We start from the raw sequence: 22,205 nt of genomic DNA on the forward strand, positions 1-22,205 counted from the left end.
CTATTGCACTATTATTTGTGAGGTGGTATATTATTATTCGTTGCCGCTAAACAAGGCGCTGACGAAAAAAGAAATTTTAAAAAGTTGTTGACTTCAAGAGATTGATAAGATATAATAATAAAGTCGCTTGAACGAAAGACAAAATGATCTTTGAAAACTAAACAAGACAAAACGTACCTGTTAATTCAAAGTTTTAAATAAATCGCACAGCGATGTGCGTAGTCAGTCAAACTACTTTATCGGAGAGTTTGATCCTGGCTCAGGACGAACGCTGGCGGCGTGCCTAATACATGCAAGTCGAGCGGGCAGATGGGAGCTTGCTCCCTGATGTTAGCGGCGGACGGGTGAGTAACACGTGGGTAACCTGCCTGTAAGACTGGGATAACTCCGGGAAACCGGGGCTAATACCGGATGCTTGTTTGAATCGCATGGTTCAGACATAAAAGGTGGCTTCGGCTACCACTTACAGATGGACCCGCGGCGCATTAGCTAGTTGGTGAGGTAACGGCTCACCAAGGCGACGATGCGTAGCCGACCTGAGAGGGTGATCGGCCACACTGGGACTGAGACACGGCCCAGACTCCTACGGGAGGCAGCAGTAGGGAATCTTCCGCAATGGACGAAAGTCTGACGGAGCAACGCCGCGTGAGTGATGAAGGTTTTCGGATCGTAAAGCTCTGTTGTTAGGGAAGAACAAGTGCCGTTCAAATAGGGCGGCACCTTGACGGTACCTAACCAGAAAGCCACGGCTAACTACGTGCCAGCAGCCGCGGTAATACGTAGGTGGCAAGCGTTGTCCGGAATTATTGGGCGTAAAGGGCTCGCAGGCGGTTTCTTAAGTCTGATGTGAAAGCCCCCGGCTCAACCGGGGAGGGTCATTGGAAACTGGGGAACTTGAGTGCAGAAGAGGAGAGTGGAATTCCACGTGTAGCGGTGAAATGCGTAGAGATGTGGAGGAACACCAGTGGCGAAGGCGACTCTCTGGTCTGTAACTGACGCTGAGGAGCGAAAGCGTGGGGAGCGAACAGGATTAGATACCCTGGTAGTCCACGCCGTAAACGATGAGTGCTAAGTGTTAGGGGGTTTCCGCCCCTTAGTGCTGCAGCTAACGCATTAAGCACTCCGCCTGGGGAGTACGGTCGCAAGACTGAAACTCAAAGGAATTGACGGGGGCCCGCACAAGCGGTGGAGCATGTGGTTTAATTCGAAGCAACGCGAAGAACCTTACCAGGTCTTGACATCCTCTGACAATCCTAGAGATAGGACGTCCCCTTCGGGGGCAGAGTGACAGGTGGTGCATGGTTGTCGTCAGCTCGTGTCGTGAGATGTTGGGTTAAGTCCCGCAACGAGCGCAACCCTTGATCTTAGTTGCCAGCATTTAGTTGGGCACTCTAAGGTGACTGCCGGTGACAAACCGGAGGAAGGTGGGGATGACGTCAAATCATCATGCCCCTTATGACCTGGGCTACACACGTGCTACAATGGGCAGAACAAAGGGCAGCGAAACCGCGAGGTTAAGCCAATCCCACAAATCTGTTCTCAGTTCGGATCGCAGTCTGCAACTCGACTGCGTGAAGCTGGAATCGCTAGTAATCGCGGATCAGCATGCCGCGGTGAATACGTTCCCGGGCCTTGTACACACCGCCCGTCACACCACGAGAGTTTGTAACACCCGAAGTCGGTGAGGTAACCTTTTTGGAGCCAGCCGCCGAAGGTGGGACAGATGATTGGGGTGAAGTCGTAACAAGGTAGCCGTATCGGAAGGTGCGGCTGGATCACCTCCTTTCTAAGGATTTTAACGGAATATAAGACCTTGGGTCTTATAAACAGAACGTTCCCTGTCTTGTTTAGTTTTGAAGGATCATTCGATTCTTCGAGATGTTGTTCTTTGAAAACTAGATAACAGAAGTAATTCACATTCAATTGTAATGCAAGATATCACGTAGTGATTCTTTTTAACGGTTAAGTTAGAAAGGGCGCACGGTGGATGCCTTGGCACTAGGAGCCGATGAAGGACGGGACGAACACCGATATGCTTCGGGGAGCTGTAAGCAAGCTTTGATCCGGAGATTTCCGAATGGGGAAACCCACCACTCGTAATGGAGTGGTATCCATATCTGAATACATAGGATATGAGAAGGCAGACCCGGGGAACTGAAACATCTAAGTACCCGGAGGAAGAGAAAGCAAATGCGATTCCCTGAGTAGCGGCGAGCGAAACGGGATCAGCCCAAACCAAGAGGCTTGCCTCTTGGGGTTGTAGGACACTCTGTACGGAGTTACAAAGGAACGAGGTAGATGAAGAGGTCTGGAAAGGCCCGCCATAGGAGGTAACAGCCCTGTAGTCAAAACTTCGTTCTCTCCTGAGTGGATCCTGAGTACGGCGGAACACGTGAAATTCCGTCGGAATCCGGGAGGACCATCTCCCAAGGCTAAATACTCCCTAGTGACCGATAGTGAACCAGTACCGTGAGGGAAAGGTGAAAAGCACCCCGGAAGGGGAGTGAAAGAGATCCTGAAACCGTGTGCCTACAAGTAGTCAGAGCCCGTTAACGGGTGATGGCGTGCCTTTTGTAGAATGAACCGGCGAGTTACGATCCCGTGCAAGGTTAAGCAGAAGATGCGGAGCCGCAGCGAAAGCGAGTCTGAATAGGGCGAATTGAGTACGTGGTCGTAGACCCGAAACCAGGTGATCTACCCATGTCCAGGGTGAAGTTCAGGTAACACTGAATGGAGGCCCGAACCCACGCACGTTGAAAAGTGCGGGGATGAGGTGTGGGTAGGGGTGAAATGCCAATCGAACCTGGAGATAGCTGGTTCTCTCCGAAATAGCTTTAGGGCTAGCCTCAAGGTAAGAGTCTCGGAGGTAGAGCACTGATTGGACTAGGGGCCCCTACCGGGTTACCGAATTCAGTCAAACTCCGAATGCCGATGACTTATCCTTGGGAGTCAGACTGCGAGTGATAAGATCCGTAGTCGAAAGGGAAACAGCCCAGACCGCCAGCTAAGGTCCCAAAGTATACGTTAAGTGGAAAAGGATGTGGAGTTGCTTAGACAACCAGGATGTTGGCTTAGAAGCAGCCACCATTTAAAGAGTGCGTAATAGCTCACTGGTCGAGTGACTCTGCGCCGAAAATGTACCGGGGCTAAACGTATCACCGAAGCTGCGGACTGTTCTTCGAACAGTGGTAGGAGAGCGTTCTAAGGGCTGTGAAGCAAGACCGGAAGGACTTGTGGAGCGCTTAGAAGTGAGAATGCCGGTATGAGTAGCGAAAGAGGGGTGAGAATCCCCTCCACCGAATGCCTAAGGTTTCCTGAGGAAGGCTCGTCCGCTCAGGGTTAGTCGGGACCTAAGCCGAGGCCGAAAGGCGTAGGCGATGGATAACAGGTTGATATTCCTGTACCACCTCCTCACCATTTGAGCAATGGGGGGACGCAGGAGGATAGGGTAAGCGCGGTATTGGATATCCGCGTCCAAGCAGTTAGGCTGGGAAATAGGCAAATCCGTTTCCCGTGAAGGCTGAGCTGTGATGGCGAGCGAATTATAGTAGCGAAGTTCCTGATTCCACACTGCCAAGAAAAGCCTCTAGCGAGGTGAGAGGTGCCCGTACCGCAAACCGACACAGGTAGGCGAGGAGAGAATCCTAAGGTGATCGAGAGAACTCTCGTTAAGGAACTCGGCAAAATGACCCCGTAACTTCGGGAGAAGGGGTGCTCTGTTAGGGTGCAAGCCCGAGAGAGCCGCAGTGAATAGGCCCAGGCGACTGTTTAGCAAAAACACAGGTCTCTGCGAAGCCGTAAGGCGAAGTATAGGGGCTGACGCCTGCCCGGTGCTGGAAGGTTAAGAGGAGCGCTTAGCGTAAGCGAAGGTGCGAATTGAAGCCCCAGTAAACGGCGGCCGTAACTATAACGGTCCTAAGGTAGCGAAATTCCTTGTCGGGTAAGTTCCGACCCGCACGAAAGGCGCAACGATCTGGGCACTGTCTCAACGAGAGACTCGGTGAAATTATAGTACCTGTGAAGATGCAGGTTACCCGCGACAGGACGGAAAGACCCCGTGGAGCTTTACTGCAGCCTGATATTGAATGTTGGTACAGCTTGTACAGGATAGGTAGGAGCCTTGGAAACCGGAGCGCCAGCTTCGGTGGAGGCATCGGTGGGATACTACCCTGGCTGTATTGACCTTCTAACCCGCCGCCCTTATCGGGCGGGGAGACAGTGTCAGGTGGGCAGTTTGACTGGGGCGGTCGCCTCCTAAAAGGTAACGGAGGCGCCCAAAGGTTCCCTCAGAATGGTTGGAAATCATTCGCAGAGTGTAAAGGCACAAGGGAGCTTGACTGCGAGACCTACAAGTCGAGCAGGGACGAAAGTCGGGCTTAGTGATCCGGTGGTTCCGCATGGAAGGGCCATCGCTCAACGGATAAAAGCTACCCCGGGGATAACAGGCTTATCTCCCCCAAGAGTCCACATCGACGGGGAGGTTTGGCACCTCGATGTCGGCTCATCGCATCCTGGGGCTGTAGTCGGTCCCAAGGGTTGGGCTGTTCGCCCATTAAAGCGGTACGCGAGCTGGGTTCAGAACGTCGTGAGACAGTTCGGTCCCTATCCGTCGCGGGCGCAGGAAATTTGAGAGGAGCTGTCCTTAGTACGAGAGGACCGGGATGGACGCACCGCTGGTGTACCAGTTGTTCTGCCAAGGGCATCGCTGGGTAGCTATGTGCGGACGGGATAAGTGCTGAAAGCATCTAAGCATGAAGCCCCCCTCAAGATGAGATTTCCCATTCCGCAAGGAAGTAAGATCCCTGAAAGATGATCAGGTTGATAGGTCTGAGGTGGAAGTGTGGCGACACATGGAGCTGACAGATACTAATCGATCGAGGACTTAACCAATTTTGAATGTATGCTCACTGTTATCTAGTTTTGAGAGAACACTCTCAATGGTTTGGTGGCGATAGCGAAGAGGTCACACCCGTTCCCATGCCGAACACGGAAGTTAAGCTCTTCAGCGCCGATGGTAGTCGGGGGTTTCCCCCTGTGAGAGTAGGACGCCGCCAAGCTATTACACGTAAGTGTAATATACGGAGGATTAGCTCAGCTGGGAGAGCATCTGCCTTACAAGCAGAGGGTCGGCGGTTCGAGCCCGTCATCCTCCACCATATTTGCCGGCCTAGCTCAATTGGTAGAGCAACTGACTTGTAATCAGTAGGTTGGGGGTTCAAGTCCTCTGGCCGGCACCATTTTTGGACAAGATAATAATATAAGTCTTTTTAAAAAGAGCCATTAGCTCAGTTGGTAGAGCATCTGACTTTTAATCAGAGGGTCGAAGGTTCGAGTCCTTCATGGCTCACCATGTTTACGCGGGTGTGGCGGAATTGGCAGACGCGCTAGACTTAGGATCTAGTGTCTTATGACGTGGGGGTTCAAGTCCCTTCACCCGCATTATACAGGATAGTTGTCCTGTATGCGGAAGTAGTTCAGTGGTAGAACACCACCTTGCCAAGGTGGGGGTCGCGGGTTCGAATCCCGTCTTCCGCTCCAACTATACCATCCACGCCGGGGTGGTGGAATTGGCAGACACACAGGACTTAAAATCCTGCGGTAGGTGACTACCGTGCCGGTTCAAGTCCGGCCCTCGGCATTCATTATTATGCGCCCGTAGCTCAATTGGATAGAGCGTTTGACTACGGATCAAAAGGTTAGGGGTTCGACTCCTCTCGGGCGCGCCATAATAAAATATATAATCGGGAAGTAGCTCAGCTTGGTAGAGCACATGGTTTGGGACCATGGGGTCGCAGGTTCGAATCCTGTCTTCCCGACCACTTTGGGGCCTTAGCTCAGCTGGGAGAGCGCCTGCTTTGCACGCAGGAGGTCAGCGGTTCGATCCCGCTAGGCTCCACCATTTATAAAAAAATATGTTGACTTTAAAAGAAACTTATTATATACTTAAAAAGTTGCTTGGAAAAGTGAACAAAATGATCTTTGAAAACTAAACAAGACAAAACGTACCTGTTAATTCAAAGTTTTAAATAAATCGCACAGCGATGTGCGTAGTCAGTCAAACTACTTTATCGGAGAGTTTGATCCTGGCTCAGGACGAACGCTGGCGGCGTGCCTAATACATGCAAGTCGAGCGGACAGATGGGAGCTTGCTCCCTGATGTTAGCGGCGGACGGGTGAGTAACACGTGGGTAACCTGCCTGTAAGACTGGGATAACTCCGGGAAACCGGGGCTAATACCGGATGCTTGTTTGAACCGCATGGTTCAGACATAAAAGGTGGCTTCGGCTACCACTTACAGATGGACCCGCGGCGCATTAGCTAGTTGGTGAGGTAACGGCTCACCAAGGCGACGATGCGTAGCCGACCTGAGAGGGTGATCGGCCACACTGGGACTGAGACACGGCCCAGACTCCTACGGGAGGCAGCAGTAGGGAATCTTCCGCAATGGACGAAAGTCTGACGGAGCAACGCCGCGTGAGTGATGAAGGTTTTCGGATCGTAAAGCTCTGTTGTTAGGGAAGAACAAGTGCCGTTCAAATAGGGCGGCACCTTGACGGTACCTAACCAGAAAGCCACGGCTAACTACGTGCCAGCAGCCGCGGTAATACGTAGGTGGCAAGCGTTGTCCGGAATTATTGGGCGTAAAGGGCTCGCAGGCGGTTTCTTAAGTCTGATGTGAAAGCCCCCGGCTCAACCGGGGAGGGTCATTGGAAACTGGGGAACTTGAGTGCAGAAGAGGAGAGTGGAATTCCACGTGTAGCGGTGAAATGCGTAGAGATGTGGAGGAACACCAGTGGCGAAGGCGACTCTCTGGTCTGTAACTGACGCTGAGGAGCGAAAGCGTGGGGAGCGAACAGGATTAGATACCCTGGTAGTCCACGCCGTAAACGATGAGTGCTAAGTGTTAGGGGGTTTCCGCCCCTTAGTGCTGCAGCTAACGCATTAAGCACTCCGCCTGGGGAGTACGGTCGCAAGACTGAAACTCAAAGGAATTGACGGGGGCCCGCACAAGCGGTGGAGCATGTGGTTTAATTCGAAGCAACGCGAAGAACCTTACCAGGTCTTGACATCCTCTGACAATCCTAGAGATAGGACGTCCCCTTCGGGGGCAGAGTGACAGGTGGTGCATGGTTGTCGTCAGCTCGTGTCGTGAGATGTTGGGTTAAGTCCCGCAACGAGCGCAACCCTTGATCTTAGTTGCCAGCATTCAGTTGGGCACTCTAAGGTGACTGCCGGTGACAAACCGGAGGAAGGTGGGGATGACGTCAAATCATCATGCCCCTTATGACCTGGGCTACACACGTGCTACAATGGGCAGAACAAAGGGCAGCGAAACCGCGAGGTTAAGCCAATCCCACAAATCTGTTCTCAGTTCGGATCGCAGTCTGCAACTCGACTGCGTGAAGCTGGAATCGCTAGTAATCGCGGATCAGCATGCCGCGGTGAATACGTTCCCGGGCCTTGTACACACCGCCCGTCACACCACGAGAGTTTGTAACACCCGAAGTCGGTGAGGTAACCTTTTTGGAGCCAGCCGCCGAAGGTGGGACAGATGATTGGGGTGAAGTCGTAACAAGGTAGCCGTATCGGAAGGTGCGGCTGGATCACCTCCTTTCTAAGGATTTTAACGGAATATAAGACCTTGGGTCTTATAAACAGAACGTTCCCTGTCTTGTTTAGTTTTGAAGGATCATTCGATTCTTCGAGATGTTGTTCTTTGAAAACTAGATAACAGAAGTAATTCACATTCAATTGTAATGCAAGATATCACGTAGTGATTCTTTTTAACGGTTAAGTTAGAAAGGGCGCACGGTGGATGCCTTGGCACTAGGAGCCGATGAAGGACGGGACGAACACCGATATGCTTCGGGGAGCTGTAAGCAAGCTTTGATCCGGAGATTTCCGAATGGGGAAACCCACCACTCGTAATGGAGTGGTATCCATATCTGAATACATAGGATATGAGAAGGCAGACCCGGGGAACTGAAACATCTAAGTACCCGGAGGAAGAGAAAGCAAATGCGATTCCCTGAGTAGCGGCGAGCGAAACGGGATCAGCCCAAACCAAGAGGCTTGCCTCTTGGGGTTGTAGGACACTCTGTACGGAGTTACAAAGGAACGAGGTAGATGAAGAGGTCTGGAAAGGCCCGCCATAGGAGGTAACAGCCCTGTAGTCAAAACTTCGTTCTCTCCTGAGTGGATCCTGAGTACGGCGGAACACGTGAAATTCCGTCGGAATCCGGGAGGACCATCTCCCAAGGCTAAATACTCCCTAGTGACCGATAGTGAACCAGTACCGTGAGGGAAAGGTGAAAAGCACCCCGGAAGGGGAGTGAAAGAGATCCTGAAACCGTGTGCCTACAAGTAGTCAGAGCCCGTTAACGGGTGATGGCGTGCCTTTTGTAGAATGAACCGGCGAGTTACGATCCCGTGCAAGGTTAAGCAGAAGATGCGGAGCCGCAGCGAAAGCGAGTCTGAATAGGGCGAATTGAGTACGTGGTCGTAGACCCGAAACCAGGTGATCTACCCATGTCCAGGGTGAAGTTCAGGTAACACTGAATGGAGGCCCGAACCCACGCACGTTGAAAAGTGCGGGGATGAGGTGTGGGTAGGGGTGAAATGCCAATCGAACCTGGAGATAGCTGGTTCTCTCCGAAATAGCTTTAGGGCTAGCCTCAAGGTAAGAGTCTCGGAGGTAGAGCACTGATTGGACTAGGGGCCCCTACCGGGTTACCGAATTCAGTCAAACTCCGAATGCCGATGACTTATCCTTGGGAGTCAGACTGCGAGTGATAAGATCCGTAGTCGAAAGGGAAACAGCCCAGACCGCCAGCTAAGGTCCCAAAGTATACGTTAAGTGGAAAAGGATGTGGAGTTGCTTAGACAACCAGGATGTTGGCTTAGAAGCAGCCACCATTTAAAGAGTGCGTAATAGCTCACTGGTCGAGTGACTCTGCGCCGAAAATGTACCGGGGCTAAACGTATCACCGAAGCTGCGGACTGTTCTTCGAACAGTGGTAGGAGAGCGTTCTAAGGGCTGTGAAGCAAGACCGGAAGGACTTGTGGAGCGCTTAGAAGTGAGAATGCCGGTATGAGTAGCGAAAGAGGGGTGAGAATCCCCTCCACCGAATGCCTAAGGTTTCCTGAGGAAGGCTCGTCCGCTCAGGGTTAGTCGGGACCTAAGCCGAGGCCGAAAGGCGTAGGCGATGGATAACAGGTTGATATTCCTGTACCACCTCCTCACCATTTGAGCAATGGGGGGACGCAGGAGGATAGGGTAAGCGCGGTATTGGATATCCGCGTCCAAGCAGTTAGGCTGGGAAATAGGCAAATCCGTTTCCCGTGAAGGCTGAGCTGTGATGGCGAGCGAATTATAGTAGCGAAGTTCCTGATTCCACACTGCCAAGAAAAGCCTCTAGCGAGGTGAGAGGTGCCCGTACCGCAAACCGACACAGGTAGGCGAGGAGAGAATCCTAAGGTGATCGAGAGAACTCTCGTTAAGGAACTCGGCAAAATGACCCCGTAACTTCGGGAGAAGGGGTGCTCTGTTAGGGTGCAAGCCCGAGAGAGCCGCAGTGAATAGGCCCAGGCGACTGTTTAGCAAAAACACAGGTCTCTGCGAAGCCGTAAGGCGAAGTATAGGGGCTGACGCCTGCCCGGTGCTGGAAGGTTAAGAGGAGCGCTTAGCGTAAGCGAAGGTGCGAATTGAAGCCCCAGTAAACGGCGGCCGTAACTATAACGGTCCTAAGGTAGCGAAATTCCTTGTCGGGTAAGTTCCGACCCGCACGAAAGGCGCAACGATCTGGGCACTGTCTCAACGAGAGACTCGGTGAAATTATAGTACCTGTGAAGATGCAGGTTACCCGCGACAGGACGGAAAGACCCCGTGGAGCTTTACTGCAGCCTGATATTGAATGTTGGTACAGCTTGTACAGGATAGGTAGGAGCCTTGGAAACCGGAGCGCCAGCTTCGGTGGAGGCATCGGTGGGATACTACCCTGGCTGTATTGACCTTCTAACCCGCCGCCCTTATCGGGCGGGGAGACAGTGTCAGGTGGGCAGTTTGACTGGGGCGGTCGCCTCCTAAAAGGTAACGGAGGCGCCCAAAGGTTCCCTCAGAATGGTTGGAAATCATTCGCAGAGTGTAAAGGCACAAGGGAGCTTGACTGCGAGACCTACAAGTCGAGCAGGGACGAAAGTCGGGCTTAGTGATCCGGTGGTTCCGCATGGAAGGGCCATCGCTCAACGGATAAAAGCTACCCCGGGGATAACAGGCTTATCTCCCCCAAGAGTCCACATCGACGGGGAGGTTTGGCACCTCGATGTCGGCTCATCGCATCCTGGGGCTGTAGTCGGTCCCAAGGGTTGGGCTGTTCGCCCATTAAAGCGGTACGCGAGCTGGGTTCAGAACGTCGTGAGACAGTTCGGTCCCTATCCGTCGCGGGCGCAGGAAATTTGAGAGGAGCTGTCCTTAGTACGAGAGGACCGGGATGGACGCACCGCTGGTGTACCAGTTGTTCTGCCAAGGGCATCGCTGGGTAGCTATGTGCGGACGGGATAAGTGCTGAAAGCATCTAAGCATGAAGCCCCCCTCAAGATGAGATTTCCCATTCCGCAAGGAAGTAAGATCCCTGAAAGATGATCAGGTTGATAGGTCTGAGGTGGAAGTGTGGCGACACATGGAGCTGACAGATACTAATCGATCGAGGACTTAACCAATTTTGAATGTATGCTCACTGTTATCTAGTTTTGAGAGAACACTCTCAATGGTTTGGTGGCGATAGCGAAGAGGTCACACCCGTTCCCATGCCGAACACGGAAGTTAAGCTCTTCAGCGCCGATGGTAGTCGGGGGTTTCCCCCTGTGAGAGTAGGACGCCGCCAAGCTATCTTAACGGTAAAGGCAGCTCATCATGAGCTGCCTTTTTTGTGTTTTTCTGCATACGTTATATAATACGAGAAAAGTAACGATATGCCTTTTTGCAAAAGCAGGTTTTATGCTTGTGTAAAGTGGAAATAATAGAGATAGAGCGCTACAGTTGAAAAATTTTGCGAAACACCTTATAGTAAGATTAAAGTCAAATATAGTCAAAGTCAATAAAGGAGGGGGTTGAGTGGGACATAATATTTCTGACATCATTGAACAGTACTTAAAACAAGTATTAGATCAAAATGGCAAAGAAATTTTAGAGATCAAGCGCAGTGAAATTGCTGATAAATTTCAGTGTGTTCCTTCTCAAATAAATTATGTCATCAACACCAGATTCACAAGCGAAAGAGGATATATTGTTGAAAGTAAACGGGGAGGCGGCGGTTATATTCGTATTATCAAAATTAAAATGAATAACGAAGTCGTCCTTATCAATAATATTATTTCGCAAATTCATACCCACTTGTCTCAGGCAGCCTCTGATGATATTATTCTCAGACTGTTAGAGGACGGGGTTATTTCGGAAAGAGAAGCTAAAATGATGGTGAGTGTAATGGATCGCTCAGTTCTATATATTGATTTGCCCGAACGGGATGAGCTAAGAGCCAGAATGATGAAAGCAATGCTCACATCTTTAAAACTAAAGTAAGCGGGTGAAAAGATTGATTTGTCAAGAGTGCAATGAGAGACCGGCCACTTTTCACTTTACGAAAGTTGTTAATGGAGAAAAGCAAGAAGTTCATATATGTGAACAATGCGCAAAAGAAAACAGTGACTCATACGGTATAAGTGGAAACCAAGGGTTCTCGATTCATAATTTATTATCAGGGCTGCTGAATATGGAGTCTTCATTTCAAAACACGGGTTCTCAAATGTTCGGCTACCCAGAGCAAGGCACAGCTTGTAAGAAATGCGGCATGACGTTTCAGCAACTGAGGAAAACTGGGCGGTTCGGCTGTGCGGAGTGTTACGATACGTTCTATAGCCAAATTACGCCGATCTTGCGGAAAGTCCACAGCGGGAATACGGTGCACGCCGGGAAAATTCCAAAACGTATAGGCGGAAACCTGCATGTAAGGCGGCAAATGGAAATGTTAAAAAAGGAGCTAGAATCTTTAATACACCAGGAAGAGTTTGAAAAAGCAGCGCAGGTCAGGGATCAGATCCGATCGTTGGAGCAGGAATTAAAAAGCACAGACAGTGAGGAGGAACAAGGGTAATGTCGCTCAAGCATTTTATTCAGGACGCATTAAGCAATTGGATGAAGCAAGAGGGACCTGAAAGTGACATTGTACTCAGCAGCCGTATACGGTTGGCCCGTAACTTTGAAAATATAAAGTTTCCTGCCCGGTATACGAATGAAGAAGCCTCATCCATTATTCAGCAATTCGAAGATCATTTTTCAGGGAAAAAACTTCCTGATATCGGTCAATTTCATTTAATCAGAATGAGTGAAGCTCAGCCTCTGGAAAAACGGGTGCTGATGGAGAAACATCTGATCAGCCCGAATTTAACGGAATCGCCGTTTGGCGGCTGTCTGCTTTCTGAAAATGAGGAAGTCAGCATTATGTTAAATGAAGAAGATCATATCAGAATTCAATGCCTCTTCCCCGGCTTCCAGCTTCTCAATGCGATAAAAGCTGCAAACCAGGTTGATGACTGGATTGAGGAGAAAGTGGATTACGCCTTTGGTGAGAAGAGAGGGTACTTAACAAGCTGTCCTACAAATGTAGGGACGGGGCTAAGGGCTTCGGTCATGATGCATTTGCCGGGTCTCGTATTAACTAGGCAAATGAATCGAATTATACCGGCAATTAACCAATTAGGTCTGGTTGTTAGAGGAATTTACGGTGAAGGCAGCGAAGCATTAGGAAATATCTTTCAAATTTCAAATCAAATCACACTTGGAAAGTCAGAACAGGACATCGTCGATGATTTGAACAGTGTGGCTGCCCAGCTGATTGAGCAGGAACGCTCAGCCCGAGAAGCGCTTTATCAAACCTCGAAAATTGAATTAGAGGACCGGGTATTCAGATCTTACGGAGTTTTATCCAACTGCCGTATGATTGAATCGAAGGAAACGGCGAAATGCCTTTCTGACGTTCGGCTGGGGATAGACCTGGGGATCATTAAAGGGCTATCAAGCAATATACTTAATGAACTGATGATTTTGACACAGCCGGGTTTTCTCCAGCAATATTCGGGCGGTGCATTACGGCCGAACGAAAGAGACGTGAGAAGAGCGGCTCTTATCAGGGAAAGGCTGCATTTAGAAATGAGTGCAAATAGACAGGAGGATGATTCGATATGATGTTTGGAAGATTTACAGAGCGAGCTCAAAAGGTATTGGCACTGGCACAGGAAGAAGCACTGCGCTTAGGCCATACAAATATCGGAACTGAACATATATTATTGGGGTTAGTCCGTGAAGGTGAAGGGATAGCATTTAAAGCCTTAGAAGCGCTGGGCCTCAATTCAGATAAAATGCAAAAAGAAGTGGAAAGTTTGATTGGCCGAGGACAGGAAAGCACCACATCTGTCCCTCATTACACGCCTCGAGCAAAAAAGGTAATAGAACTCTCAATGGATGAAGCCAGAAAGCTGGGACATTCTTATGTAGGAACAGAACACATACTTCTCGGGCTGATTCGTGAAGGTGAGGGAGTCGCCGCGAGAGTTCTGAATAATCTGGGTGTCAGTCTCAATAAGGCGAGACAGCAGGTTCTTCAGCTTCTCGGAAGCAATGAAACAGGGACATCTGGAGCCGGAACAAATAGCAGCGCAAACACTCCGACGCTTGACAGTCTGGCGCGTGATTTAACCGCGATTGCGAGGGAAGACAGCCTTGATCCGGTTATCGGCCGAAGCAAAGAAATTCAGCGTGTTATTGAGGTATTAAGCCGCAGAACAAAGAATAACCCCGTTCTTATTGGAGAACCGGGTGTAGGTAAAACTGCGATTGCCGAAGGCCTCGCACAGCAGATCATCAACAATGAAGTGCCGGAAATTTTACGTGATAAACGCGTAATGACGTTAGATATGGGGACGGTTGTAGCCGGCACGAAATACCGCGGAGAATTTGAAGACCGCTTGAAAAAGGTAATGGATGAAATACGTCAGGCCGGCAATATCATTTTATTCATTGATGAACTGCACACACTGATCGGAGCGGGAGGAGCAGAAGGTGCGATTGACGCGTCGAATATTTTAAAACCTTCATTGGCGCGCGGAGAGCTTCAGTGCATCGGTGCGACAACGCTTGATGAATACCGCAAATATATCGAAAAAGACGCAGCCCTGGAGCGCCGTTTCCAGCCGATTCAGGTGGATGAGCCGTCAGTCGATGAAAGCATTCAAATTTTAAAAGGACTCCGTGACCGCTATGAAGCGCATCACCGCGTATCCATTACTGATGAAGCGATCGAAGCGGCAGTTAAATTGTCCGACCGTTATATATCTGACCGCTTCCTTCCGGATAAAGCGATCGATTTAATTGACGAAGCCGGTTCAAAAGTGCGTCTCCGTTCTTTCACAACGCCTCCGAACTTAAAAGAGCTTGAGCAGAAGCTTGATGAAGTTCGCAAGGAAAAAGACGCTGCCGTTCAAAGCCAGGAATTTGAAAAAGCGGCTTCTCTTCGTGATACGGAGCAGCGCCTGAGAGAACAGGTGGAAGATACGAAAAAAACGTGGAAAGAAAAACAAGGCCAAGAGAACTCCGAAGTTTCTGTAGAGGATATCGCGATGGTTGTATCCAGCTGGACCGGGGTGCCTGTATCTAAAATTGCGCAAACGGAAACAGATAAGCTTCTCAATATGGAAAGCATTCTGCACTCTCGTGTCATTGGCCAGGATGAAGCCGTTGTAGCCGTTGCAAAGGCTGTGAGACGTGCAAGAGCCGGTCTGAAGGATCCGAAACGTCCGATTGGTTCATTCATCTTCTTAGGTCCTACAGGCGTAGGGAAGACAGAGCTGGCAAGAGCACTGGCGGAATCCATTTTCGGTGATGAGGAAGCGATGATCAGAGTGGATATGTCCGAATACATGGAGAAACATTCGACTTCACGCCTTGTCGGTTCTCCTCCGGGATATGTCGGCTATGATGAAGGCGGCCAGCTGACAGAAAAAGTGAGAAGAAAACCTTACTCTGTCGTACTGCTTGATGAAATTGAAAAAGCGCATCCTGATGTGTTTAACATTCTCTTGCAAGTGCTTGAAGACGGACGCTTGACTGATTCAAAAGGACGCACTGTTGATTTCCGCAACACGATCCTGATTATGACGTCAAACGTCGGAGCGAGCGAGCTGAAACGCAACAAATATGTCGGCTTCAATGTTCAGGATGAATCACAAAACCATAAAGACATGAAAGACAAAGTGATGGGAGAGCTGAAGCGTGCCTTCAGGCCTGAGTTTATCAACCGGATTGACGAAATTATCGTCTTCCACTCCCTTGAGAAAAAACATCTTACAGACATCGTGTCGCTTATGTCTGACCAGTTAACAAAACGTCTGAAAGAACAAGATCTCTCTATAGAGCTGACAGAAGCTGCAAAAGCAAAAGTAGCAGACGAGGGCGTCGATTTGGAATACGGCGCACGTCCGTTAAGAAGAGCGATCCAAAAGCATGTGGAGGACCGTTTATCAGAAGAGCTCCTCAGAGGCAATATTGATAAAGGGCAGCACATCGTTCTTGATGTAGAGGACGGCGAATTTGTCGTAAAAACGACTGCTAAAACGAACTAATATAGTGACAAACATGAGGCATACGTAAGCAAGTGTATGCCTCACTTTGTTATATAGAGAAATATTCGATAAGGAAGAGGTCTTACAGCGTATATGGCTAAATCAAAAACAAAATTCATCTGCCACTCATGCGGTTATGAATCCGCAAAATGGATGGGAAAGTGCCCGGGCTGCGGGGCTTGGAATACAATGGTGGAAGAAACCATAAAAAAAGCGCCGGCGAATCGGCGGGCGGCTTTCTCCCATTCCGTTCAAACCGTCCAGAAACCATCACCCATTACATCAATTGAAACATCAGAAGAACCCCGCGTTCAAACCAAGCTCGAAGAATTCAACAGAGTGCTTGGCGGCGGAGTTGTGAAGGGCTCGTTAGTATTAATCGGCGGCGATCCCGGCATCGGTAAATCAACGCTCCTTCTTCAAGTATCCGCACAATTAGCAGACACGGCCGGCAGCGTGCTTTACATTTCTGGGGAAGAATCTGTGAAGCAAACGAAGCTGCGCGCCGACAGACTTGGAATCAACAGCCAATTGTTACATGTTTTATCTGAAACCGATATGGAGTATATTTCGTCTGCTATACAAGAGATGAAACCCGCATTTGTTGTGGTAGACTCCATTCAGACCGTTTACCAAAGTGATATCACCTCAGCTCCCGGCAGTGTATCACAAGTAAGAGAGTGTACGGCCGAATTGATGAAAATCGCGAAAACAAACGGCATACCTATTTTTATCGTCGGACACGTTACAAAAGAAGGATCGATCGCAGGACCGAGATTGCTTGAGCATATGGTCGATACCGTTCTATACTTTGAAGGAGAGCGGCACCATACATTCCGTATTTTGCGGGCTGTAAAAAACCGTTTCGGCTCAACAAATGAAATGGGCATCTTTGAAATGCGGGAAGAAGGGCTTACAGAAGTGCTGAACCCTTCTGAAATTTTCTTAGAAGAGCGTTCTGCCGGGGCTTCGGGTTCGAGTATCGTTGCGTCAATGGAAGGCACGAGACCGATCTTAGTTGAAATCCAGGCGCTCATATCACCGACCAGCTTCGGAAATCCGCGCCGCATGGCTACAGGAATTGACCACAACAGGGTGTCGTTAATCATGGCTGTGCTTGAGAAGCGGGTGGGGCTGTTGCTTCAAAATCAAGATGCGTATTTAAAAGTCGCCGGCGGGGTCAAACTGGATGAACCAGCGATTGATTTGGCAGTAGCCGTCAGCATTGCTTCAAGCTTCAGAGATACACCGCCAAATCCTGCAGATTGCTTTATCGGTGAAGTGGGTCTGACAGGAGAAGTCCGCAGGGTGTCAAGAATCGAACAGCGCGTAAAAGAAGCGGCGAAGCTCGGCTTCAAGCGTATGGTCATACCTGAGGCAAATTCAGACGGATGGACAATACCAAAAGGGATTGAGGTTGTCGGAGTAGCAAATGTTGCAGAAGCGCTTCGTACTTCATTAGGAGGATCATAATAGATGGAAAAAGAGAAAAAAGGGGCGAAACAAGAGCTTGACCTGTCTGCAATCCTTCAGTTCGTTGCACCGGGAACCCCGCTCAGAGCCGGGATAGAAAATGTACTTCGGGCAAATACAGGCGGCCTGATTGTTGTCGGATACAACGATAAGGTAAAACAAGTCGTGGATGGCGGTTTTCATATTAATACATCATTTGCGCCCGCTCACTTATACGAGCTGGCCAAAATGGACGGAGCCATTATTTTAAGTGATTCCGGCCAGAAAATTCTTTATGCGAATACGCAGCTTATGCCGGAGGCGACCATTTCTTCTTCAGAAACGGGAATGAGGCACCGTACAGCGGAACGGGTGGCAAAGCAGACCGGCTGTCTCGTCATAGCCATTTCTGAACGCAGAAATGTCATTACGTTATACCAGGACAGCATGAAGTACACACTAAAGGACATAGGCTTTATTTTAACAAAGGCTAACCAGGCCATTCAAACGCTTGAGAAGTATAAAACCATTCTAGACAAAACGATTACAGCTTTAAACGCCTTAGAATTTGAGGAGCTTGTGACATTCAGTGACGTGCTGTCCGTCATGCACCGGTATGAAATGGTGCTCCGTATAAAAAATGAAATCAACATGTATATTAAAGAACTCGGAACGGAAGGCCACTTAATCTGTCTGCAGGTGATTGAACTGATTACGGATATGGAAGAAGAAGCGGCTCTTTTCATCAAAGACTATGTAAAAGAAAAAATCAAAGATCCGTTCGTGCTGTTAAAAGAGCTTCAGGATATGTCCAGCTATGATCTGCTTGATGATTCCATTTTGTTTAAGCTGCTTGGATATCCCGCTTCTACCAATCTCGATGATTATGTTCTGCCGAGAGGATACAGGCTGCTGAACAAAATTCCGCGTCTGCCGATGCCGATTGTTGAAAATGTGGTTGAGGCATTCGGATTTTTGCCAAGCATAACGGAAGCGACAGCCGAAGAACTGGATGATGTTGAAGGTATCGGCGAGGTGCGCGCCCAAAAAATCAAAAAAGGCTTAAAACGCCTCCAAGAAAAACACTATATAGATAGACAGCTTTAAGTATCGCTTAAACCTGTGGGAATCCGGGTATATTATTGTTAGTTTTTGTTTATTCTGATATTTGTAGGCTTTGACAGTCTGCTGAAAAATGCTACTTAAAAGGAGGTGGGGGTATGTTAAAACGAATAGTTCAGGCGTTCTTCATTATTGTGGGTTGCGTTGTCGGTATCTTTTTAATACCTGAATTGTTTGTACTGTCAAATATACAGGACATACCTTTAATAACAAACGCATATACGTCTGCTGCAATTGGTGCTATTATCTTTTTTCTCATCAGTATATGGACGACAGAATATGTGATTAATTGGGTAAAATGGATTGAAGATTCTTTGCTGAGAGCCCCGGTGCCGGATCTGTTATTCGGAAGTCTCGGATTGGTTTTTGGACTTATCATCGCATATCTCATTGTAAACGTGATTCCGCTGGACAATATTCCGTACCGTATATTCAGCACCATCATCCCGGTCTTTCTGGCTTTCTTTCTCGGTTATCTCGGCTTTCAGGTCGGATTTAAGAAAAAGGATGAACTGATCAGCCTGTTCTCCATTTCTGCAAGAATGCAGAAGAAAAAGGGAAGCGGCGATGAGGAGCAGGAGGAACAGGAGAAAAGGCTGAAAATCTTGGATACAAGTGTTATTATTGATGGGAGAATTGCAGATATTTGTCAGACGGGCTTTTTAGAAGGAGTCATTGTAATTCCTCAATTTGTGCTGGAGGAATTACAGCATATCGCCGATTCTTCAGATGTTTTAAAACGTAACAGAGGACGCCGCGGACTGGATATCTTGAATCGCATTCAAAAGGAACTTGATATTACCGTTGAAATTTATGAAGGCGACTTTGAAGACATTCAGGAGGTTGACAGCAAGCTTGTCAAACTTGCGAAGCTGACATCCGGCGTCGTTGTGACGAATGATTTTAATTTAAATAAAGTATGTGAGCTTCAGAAGGTTGCGGTACTGAATATTAATGACCTTGCGAACGCCGTGAAGCCGGTTGTGCTTCCGGGTGAAGAGATGAATGTGCAGGTGATTAAGGACGGGAAAGAGCATAATCAAGGTGTGGCTTACTTGGATGACGGAACAATGATCGTTGTGGAAGAAGGCCGCAATTATATAGGGAAACATATTGATGTGCTTGTAACCAGCGTACTGCAGACAGCAGCGGGGCGAATGATTTTTGCCAAGCCTAAGCTGCTTGAGAAGGCTCTTTAAGAGGGAGTTAATGATGGAGTATGTCGTAGTCATTCCGGCTGCCGGACAAGGGAAACGGATGAAGGCCGGGAAAAATAAGCTGTTCATCAGCTTAAAGGGTGCGCCTGTTATTATACACACACTGCGGGTTTTTGAAAGCCACGGCCCGTGTAAAAAAATAATCCTCGTGATCAATGAAAGTGAACGGGAAGATTTTCGTCAGCTGCTCGCCCAATTTCCGATCCAAACGGAAGTTGAGCTTGTCACCGGCGGGGCGGAGCGTCAGCACAGTGTATACGAAGGATTGAAAGTGATTGATAAGGAGTCCGTCGTCCTTGTTCATGACGGGGCGCGCCCGTTTGTCACGCATCAGCATATCGATAAGCTCGTTGAAACAGCAGAGGAGGCGGGAGCGGCTGTCCTGGCTGTTCCTGTGAAAGATACGATAAAACGGGCGGAAGGCTCCCGGGTTGCGGAGACCTTTGACCGTTCAAGCTTGTGGGCCGTTCAAACGCCGCAGGCTTTTCGTCTTTCTTTATTGAAGAAGGCGCATATGGAGGCGGAAAATAAAGGCTTCTTAGGCACGGATGACGCCAGTCTCGTCGAGCGGCTTGACGGATATCAGGTGAGTATCGTTGAAGGCAGCTATACCAATATTAAGCTGACAACACCGGATGATCTGATAACAGCGGAAGCAATCATGAAAGCGGAAAGTGGGAATCATAATGTTTAGAATCGGACAAGGATTTGATGTGCATCAATTAACGGAAGGCCGTCCTCTCATCATCGGCGGAATTGAAATACCTTATGAAAAAGGGCTGCTCGGGCATTCTGATGCGGATGTATTGCTTCATACAGTCGCAGACGCGTGCCTTGGAGCGGTAGGTGAAGGAGATATCGGCAGGCATTTCCCGGATACTGATCCGGAATTCAAGGATGCGGATTCTTTTAAGCTGCTTCAGCATGTCTGGAATATTGTCAAAGAAAAAGGATATGTACTCGGAAATATAGACTGCACGATTATTGCGCAAAAGCCGAAAATGGCTCCGCATATTGATGCTATGAGAAAACGAATAGCGGAAGGTCTTGAGGCAGACGTCTCTCAAGTAAATGTAAAAGCGACAACGACAGAAAAGCTCGGGTTTACCGGAAGAGCCGAAGGAATTGCCGCTCAGGCGACCGTTCTGATCCAAAAAGCCTGATCATTGTTTTGATGCCCGGTCTATTTGGTGGTAGAATAGATACATATATTCGGCTAGAGGCTACAGACGAGATGAAAGGAAGTATTTGAACATGGGAAATGAAGTACGCGTTCGCTATGCACCGAGTCCGACCGGACATTTGCATATCGGTAACGCCAGAACGGCGCTTTTTAACTATTTATTTGCCCGCAGCCAAGGCGGAAAGTTTATTATCCGGATTGAGGACACGGACAAAAAGCGAAATATTGAAGGCGGAGAGCAAAGCCAGCTTAACTATTTGAAATGGCTCGGCATGGACTGGGATGAAAGTGTGGATGTCGGCGGAGAGTACGGCCCGTACCGCCAGTCTGAGCGTAACGACATTTACAAAGTATACTATGAAGAGCTTCTTGAAAAAGGGCTTGCTTATAAATGTTTCTGTACGGAAGAAGAACTTGAAAAAGAACGTGAAGAGCAGATCGCCCGCGGGGAAATGCCGCGCTATTCCGGCAAACACAGAAACCTGACTCAGGAAGAGCAGGAGCAGTTTTTAGCCGAAGGCAGACAGCCGAGCATCCGTTTCCGCGTGCCGGAAGGGAAAATCATCGCTTTTAACGATATCGTAAAGGGCGAGATTTCTTTTGAATCAGACGGTATCGGCGACTTTGTCATCGTCAAAAAAGACGGAACACCGACGTATAACTTTGCCGTCGCAATTGACGATTACTTAATGAAAATGACGCACGTGCTCCGCGGTGAAGACCATATTTCAAATACACCGAAACAGATCATGATTTTTCAGGCGTTCGGCTGGGATATTCCTGTATTCGGTCATATGACGCTTATCGTAAACGAAAGCCGCAAAAAATTAAGTAAGCGTGATGAATCAATTATCCAGTTTATTGAGCAGTATGAAGAGCTGGGTTACCTGCCTGAAGCGCTGTTTAACTTTATCGGACTTCTCGGCTGGTCTCCTGTCGGTGAAGAAGAGCTCTTCACAAGAGAGCAATTTATTGAAATTTTTGATGTGAATCGTTTATCTAAGTCACCGGCTCTGTTTGATATGCATAAACTGAAATGGGTCAACAACCAATACGTCAAAGCGCTGGATCTTGATCAAGTTGTTGAGCTGACTCTTCCTCACCTGCAAAAAGCAGGAAAAGTCGGCACTGAGCTTTCTGCCGAAGAGCAGGAATGGGTGCATAAGTTGATCTCTCTTTATCATGAGCAATTGAGCTACGGCGCTGAAATTGTCGAGCTGACTGATTTGTTCTTTAAGGATGAAATCGAGTATAATCAAGAGGCAAAAGCCGTTCTGGAAGAAGAACAGGTGCCTGAAGTGCTCAGCGCATTTGCTGCGAAGCTTGAAGAGCTTGAAGAATTTACGCCTGAGCAGATCAAAGCCTCAATTAAAGCTGTTCAGAAAGAAACAGGCCATAAAGGCAAAAAGCTGTTCATGCCGATTCGTGTAGCGGTTACCGGCCAGACACACGGTCCGGAGCTTCCGCAGGCTATTGAGCTGATCGGAAGAGAAACAGCCGTAAAACGCCTGAAAAGCATCTAAATATACGATTGTTGACAGGGAAGAGTATAAAACAAT

Annotated in this window: 10 protein-coding genes, 9 tRNA genes, 6 rRNA genes and 1 other annotated feature (1 of these 26 only partly in view); all 25 genes read left to right on the forward strand. The window is 48.7% G+C overall.

The features are described 5' to 3' along the window. Positions 1–236: 236 nt before the first annotated feature. The 25 genes from ACW5MY_RS00490 to gltX all read left to right on the forward strand — a co-directional run bounded on the left by ACW5MY_RS00490 (position 237) and on the right by gltX (position 22,169). Positions 237–1,786, forward strand: a 16S ribosomal RNA gene (locus ACW5MY_RS00490). A 174-nt stretch (positions 1,787–1,960) separates the two neighbouring features. Then, positions 1,961–4,890: ribosomal RNA gene (locus ACW5MY_RS00495) — 23S ribosomal RNA — on the forward strand. A gap of 51 nt (positions 4,891–4,941) precedes the next feature. Further along, a 5S ribosomal RNA gene (rrf, locus tag ACW5MY_RS00500) occupies positions 4,942–5,057 on the forward strand. Positions 5,058–5,080: 23 nt separating this feature from the next. Further along, positions 5,081–5,156 (forward strand) — tRNA-Val (locus ACW5MY_RS00505). 5 nt (positions 5,157–5,161) lie between these two features. Continuing rightward, positions 5,162–5,237, forward strand: a tRNA-Thr gene (locus ACW5MY_RS00510). Between the two features lie 37 nt (positions 5,238–5,274). Beyond that, positions 5,275–5,350: transfer RNA gene (locus ACW5MY_RS00515), tRNA-Lys, on the forward strand. A 7-nt stretch (positions 5,351–5,357) separates the two neighbouring features. Then, positions 5,358–5,439: transfer RNA gene (locus ACW5MY_RS00520), tRNA-Leu, on the forward strand. A gap of 24 nt (positions 5,440–5,463) precedes the next feature. Beyond that, positions 5,464–5,538, forward strand: a tRNA-Gly gene (locus tag ACW5MY_RS00525). Between the two features lie 14 nt (positions 5,539–5,552). Continuing rightward, a tRNA-Leu gene (locus ACW5MY_RS00530) sits at positions 5,553–5,638 on the forward strand. A gap of 11 nt (positions 5,639–5,649) precedes the next feature. Then, a tRNA-Arg gene (locus ACW5MY_RS00535) sits at positions 5,650–5,726 on the forward strand. A 16-nt stretch (positions 5,727–5,742) separates the two neighbouring features. Continuing rightward, positions 5,743–5,819 (forward strand) — tRNA-Pro (locus ACW5MY_RS00540). 4 nt (positions 5,820–5,823) lie between these two features. Continuing rightward, positions 5,824–5,899 (forward strand) — tRNA-Ala (locus ACW5MY_RS00545). A 166-nt stretch (positions 5,900–6,065) separates the two neighbouring features. After that, a 16S ribosomal RNA gene (locus tag ACW5MY_RS00550) occupies positions 6,066–7,615 on the forward strand. A gap of 174 nt (positions 7,616–7,789) precedes the next feature. Next, positions 7,790–10,719 (forward strand): 23S ribosomal RNA (locus ACW5MY_RS00555). A gap of 51 nt (positions 10,720–10,770) precedes the next feature. Next, positions 10,771–10,886: ribosomal RNA gene (rrf, locus tag ACW5MY_RS00560) — 5S ribosomal RNA — on the forward strand. Together the 16S, 23S and 5S rRNA genes with 9 tRNA genes alongside form the textbook arrangement of a ribosomal RNA operon. Positions 10,887–11,113: 227 nt before the next feature. Then, positions 11,114–11,578, forward strand: a complete 465-nt coding sequence (gene ctsR / locus ACW5MY_RS00565) for a transcriptional regulator CtsR (RefSeq protein WP_003156396.1) — start codon at positions 11,114–11,116, stop codon at positions 11,576–11,578. A 13-nt stretch (positions 11,579–11,591) separates the two neighbouring features. Beyond that, complete coding sequence (locus ACW5MY_RS00570; RefSeq protein ID WP_013350789.1) at positions 11,592–12,149, forward strand: UvrB/UvrC motif-containing protein; 558 nt, start codon at positions 11,592–11,594, stop codon at positions 12,147–12,149. After that, positions 12,149–13,240 carry a protein arginine kinase gene (locus ACW5MY_RS00575; RefSeq protein ID WP_013350790.1) on the forward strand — a complete coding sequence of 364 codons (1,092 nt, stop codon included), beginning with the start codon at positions 12,149–12,151 and terminating at the stop codon, positions 13,238–13,240. Before ACW5MY_RS00570 ends, ACW5MY_RS00575 begins: the two co-directional genes overlap by 1 nt. Further along, the gene (gene clpC, locus ACW5MY_RS00580; RefSeq protein WP_013350791.1) at positions 13,237–15,672 is read left to right on the forward strand and encodes an ATP-dependent protease ATP-binding subunit ClpC; all 2,436 of its coding nucleotides are present in this window, start codon (positions 13,237–13,239) and stop codon (positions 15,670–15,672) included. Before ACW5MY_RS00575 ends, clpC begins: the two co-directional genes overlap by 4 nt. Before the next feature lie 93 nt (positions 15,673–15,765). Then, positions 15,766–17,145 (forward strand): DNA repair protein RadA, encoded by a 1,380-nt coding sequence (gene radA / locus ACW5MY_RS00585; RefSeq protein WP_013350792.1) that lies wholly within the window; start codon positions 15,766–15,768, stop codon positions 17,143–17,145. A gap of 3 nt (positions 17,146–17,148) precedes the next feature. Continuing rightward, complete coding sequence (disA, locus tag ACW5MY_RS00590) at positions 17,149–18,231, forward strand: DNA integrity scanning diadenylate cyclase DisA (protein WP_013350793.1); 1,083 nt, start codon at positions 17,149–17,151, stop codon at positions 18,229–18,231. A 113-nt stretch (positions 18,232–18,344) separates the two neighbouring features. Next, the gene (locus tag ACW5MY_RS00595; RefSeq protein WP_013350794.1) at positions 18,345–19,445 is read left to right on the forward strand and encodes a PIN/TRAM domain-containing protein; all 1,101 of its coding nucleotides are present in this window, start codon (positions 18,345–18,347) and stop codon (positions 19,443–19,445) included. Between the two features lie 13 nt (positions 19,446–19,458). After that, positions 19,459–20,157: a 2-C-methyl-D-erythritol 4-phosphate cytidylyltransferase gene (ispD, locus tag ACW5MY_RS00600; RefSeq protein ID WP_038463178.1), complete on the forward strand. Its 699-nt coding sequence runs from the start codon at positions 19,459–19,461 to the stop codon at positions 20,155–20,157. Further along, positions 20,150–20,626 (forward strand): 2-C-methyl-D-erythritol 2,4-cyclodiphosphate synthase, encoded by a 477-nt coding sequence (gene ispF / locus ACW5MY_RS00605; protein ID WP_013350796.1) that lies wholly within the window; start codon positions 20,150–20,152, stop codon positions 20,624–20,626. Before ispD ends, ispF begins: the two co-directional genes overlap by 8 nt. A 91-nt stretch (positions 20,627–20,717) precedes the next feature. Next, entirely contained in the window at positions 20,718–22,169 is a 1,452-nt protein-coding gene (gltX, locus tag ACW5MY_RS00610) for a glutamate--tRNA ligase (RefSeq protein WP_014469613.1), read from the forward strand. Between the two features lie 2 nt (positions 22,170–22,171). After that, positions 22,172–22,205 (forward strand) — a binding site (T-box leader) (it continues 200 nt past the right edge of the window).

Source organism: Bacillus sp. Bwzl_19 (assembly GCF_054900515.1).

What these genes read in the sequence shown, in the direction of transcription:
- clpC (WP_013350791.1), top strand. Translation starts at nt 13,237, where the DNA reads ATGATGTTTGGAAGATTTACAGAGCGAGCTCAAAAGGTATTGGCACTG.
- ACW5MY_RS00575 (WP_013350790.1), top strand. Translation starts at nt 12,149, where the DNA reads ATGTCGCTCAAGCATTTTATTCAGGACGCATTAAGCAATTGGATGAAG.
- gltX (WP_014469613.1), top strand. Translation starts at nt 20,718, where the DNA reads ATGGGAAATGAAGTACGCGTTCGCTATGCACCGAGTCCGACCGGACAT.
- ispD (WP_038463178.1), top strand. Translation starts at nt 19,459, where the DNA reads ATGGAGTATGTCGTAGTCATTCCGGCTGCCGGACAAGGGAAACGGATG.
- ispF (WP_013350796.1), top strand. Translation starts at nt 20,150, where the DNA reads ATGTTTAGAATCGGACAAGGATTTGATGTGCATCAATTAACGGAAGGC.
- disA (WP_013350793.1), top strand. Translation starts at nt 17,149, where the DNA reads ATGGAAAAAGAGAAAAAAGGGGCGAAACAAGAGCTTGACCTGTCTGCA.
- ACW5MY_RS00595 (WP_013350794.1), top strand. Translation starts at nt 18,345, where the DNA reads ATGTTAAAACGAATAGTTCAGGCGTTCTTCATTATTGTGGGTTGCGTT.
- radA (WP_013350792.1), top strand. Translation starts at nt 15,766, where the DNA reads ATGGCTAAATCAAAAACAAAATTCATCTGCCACTCATGCGGTTATGAA.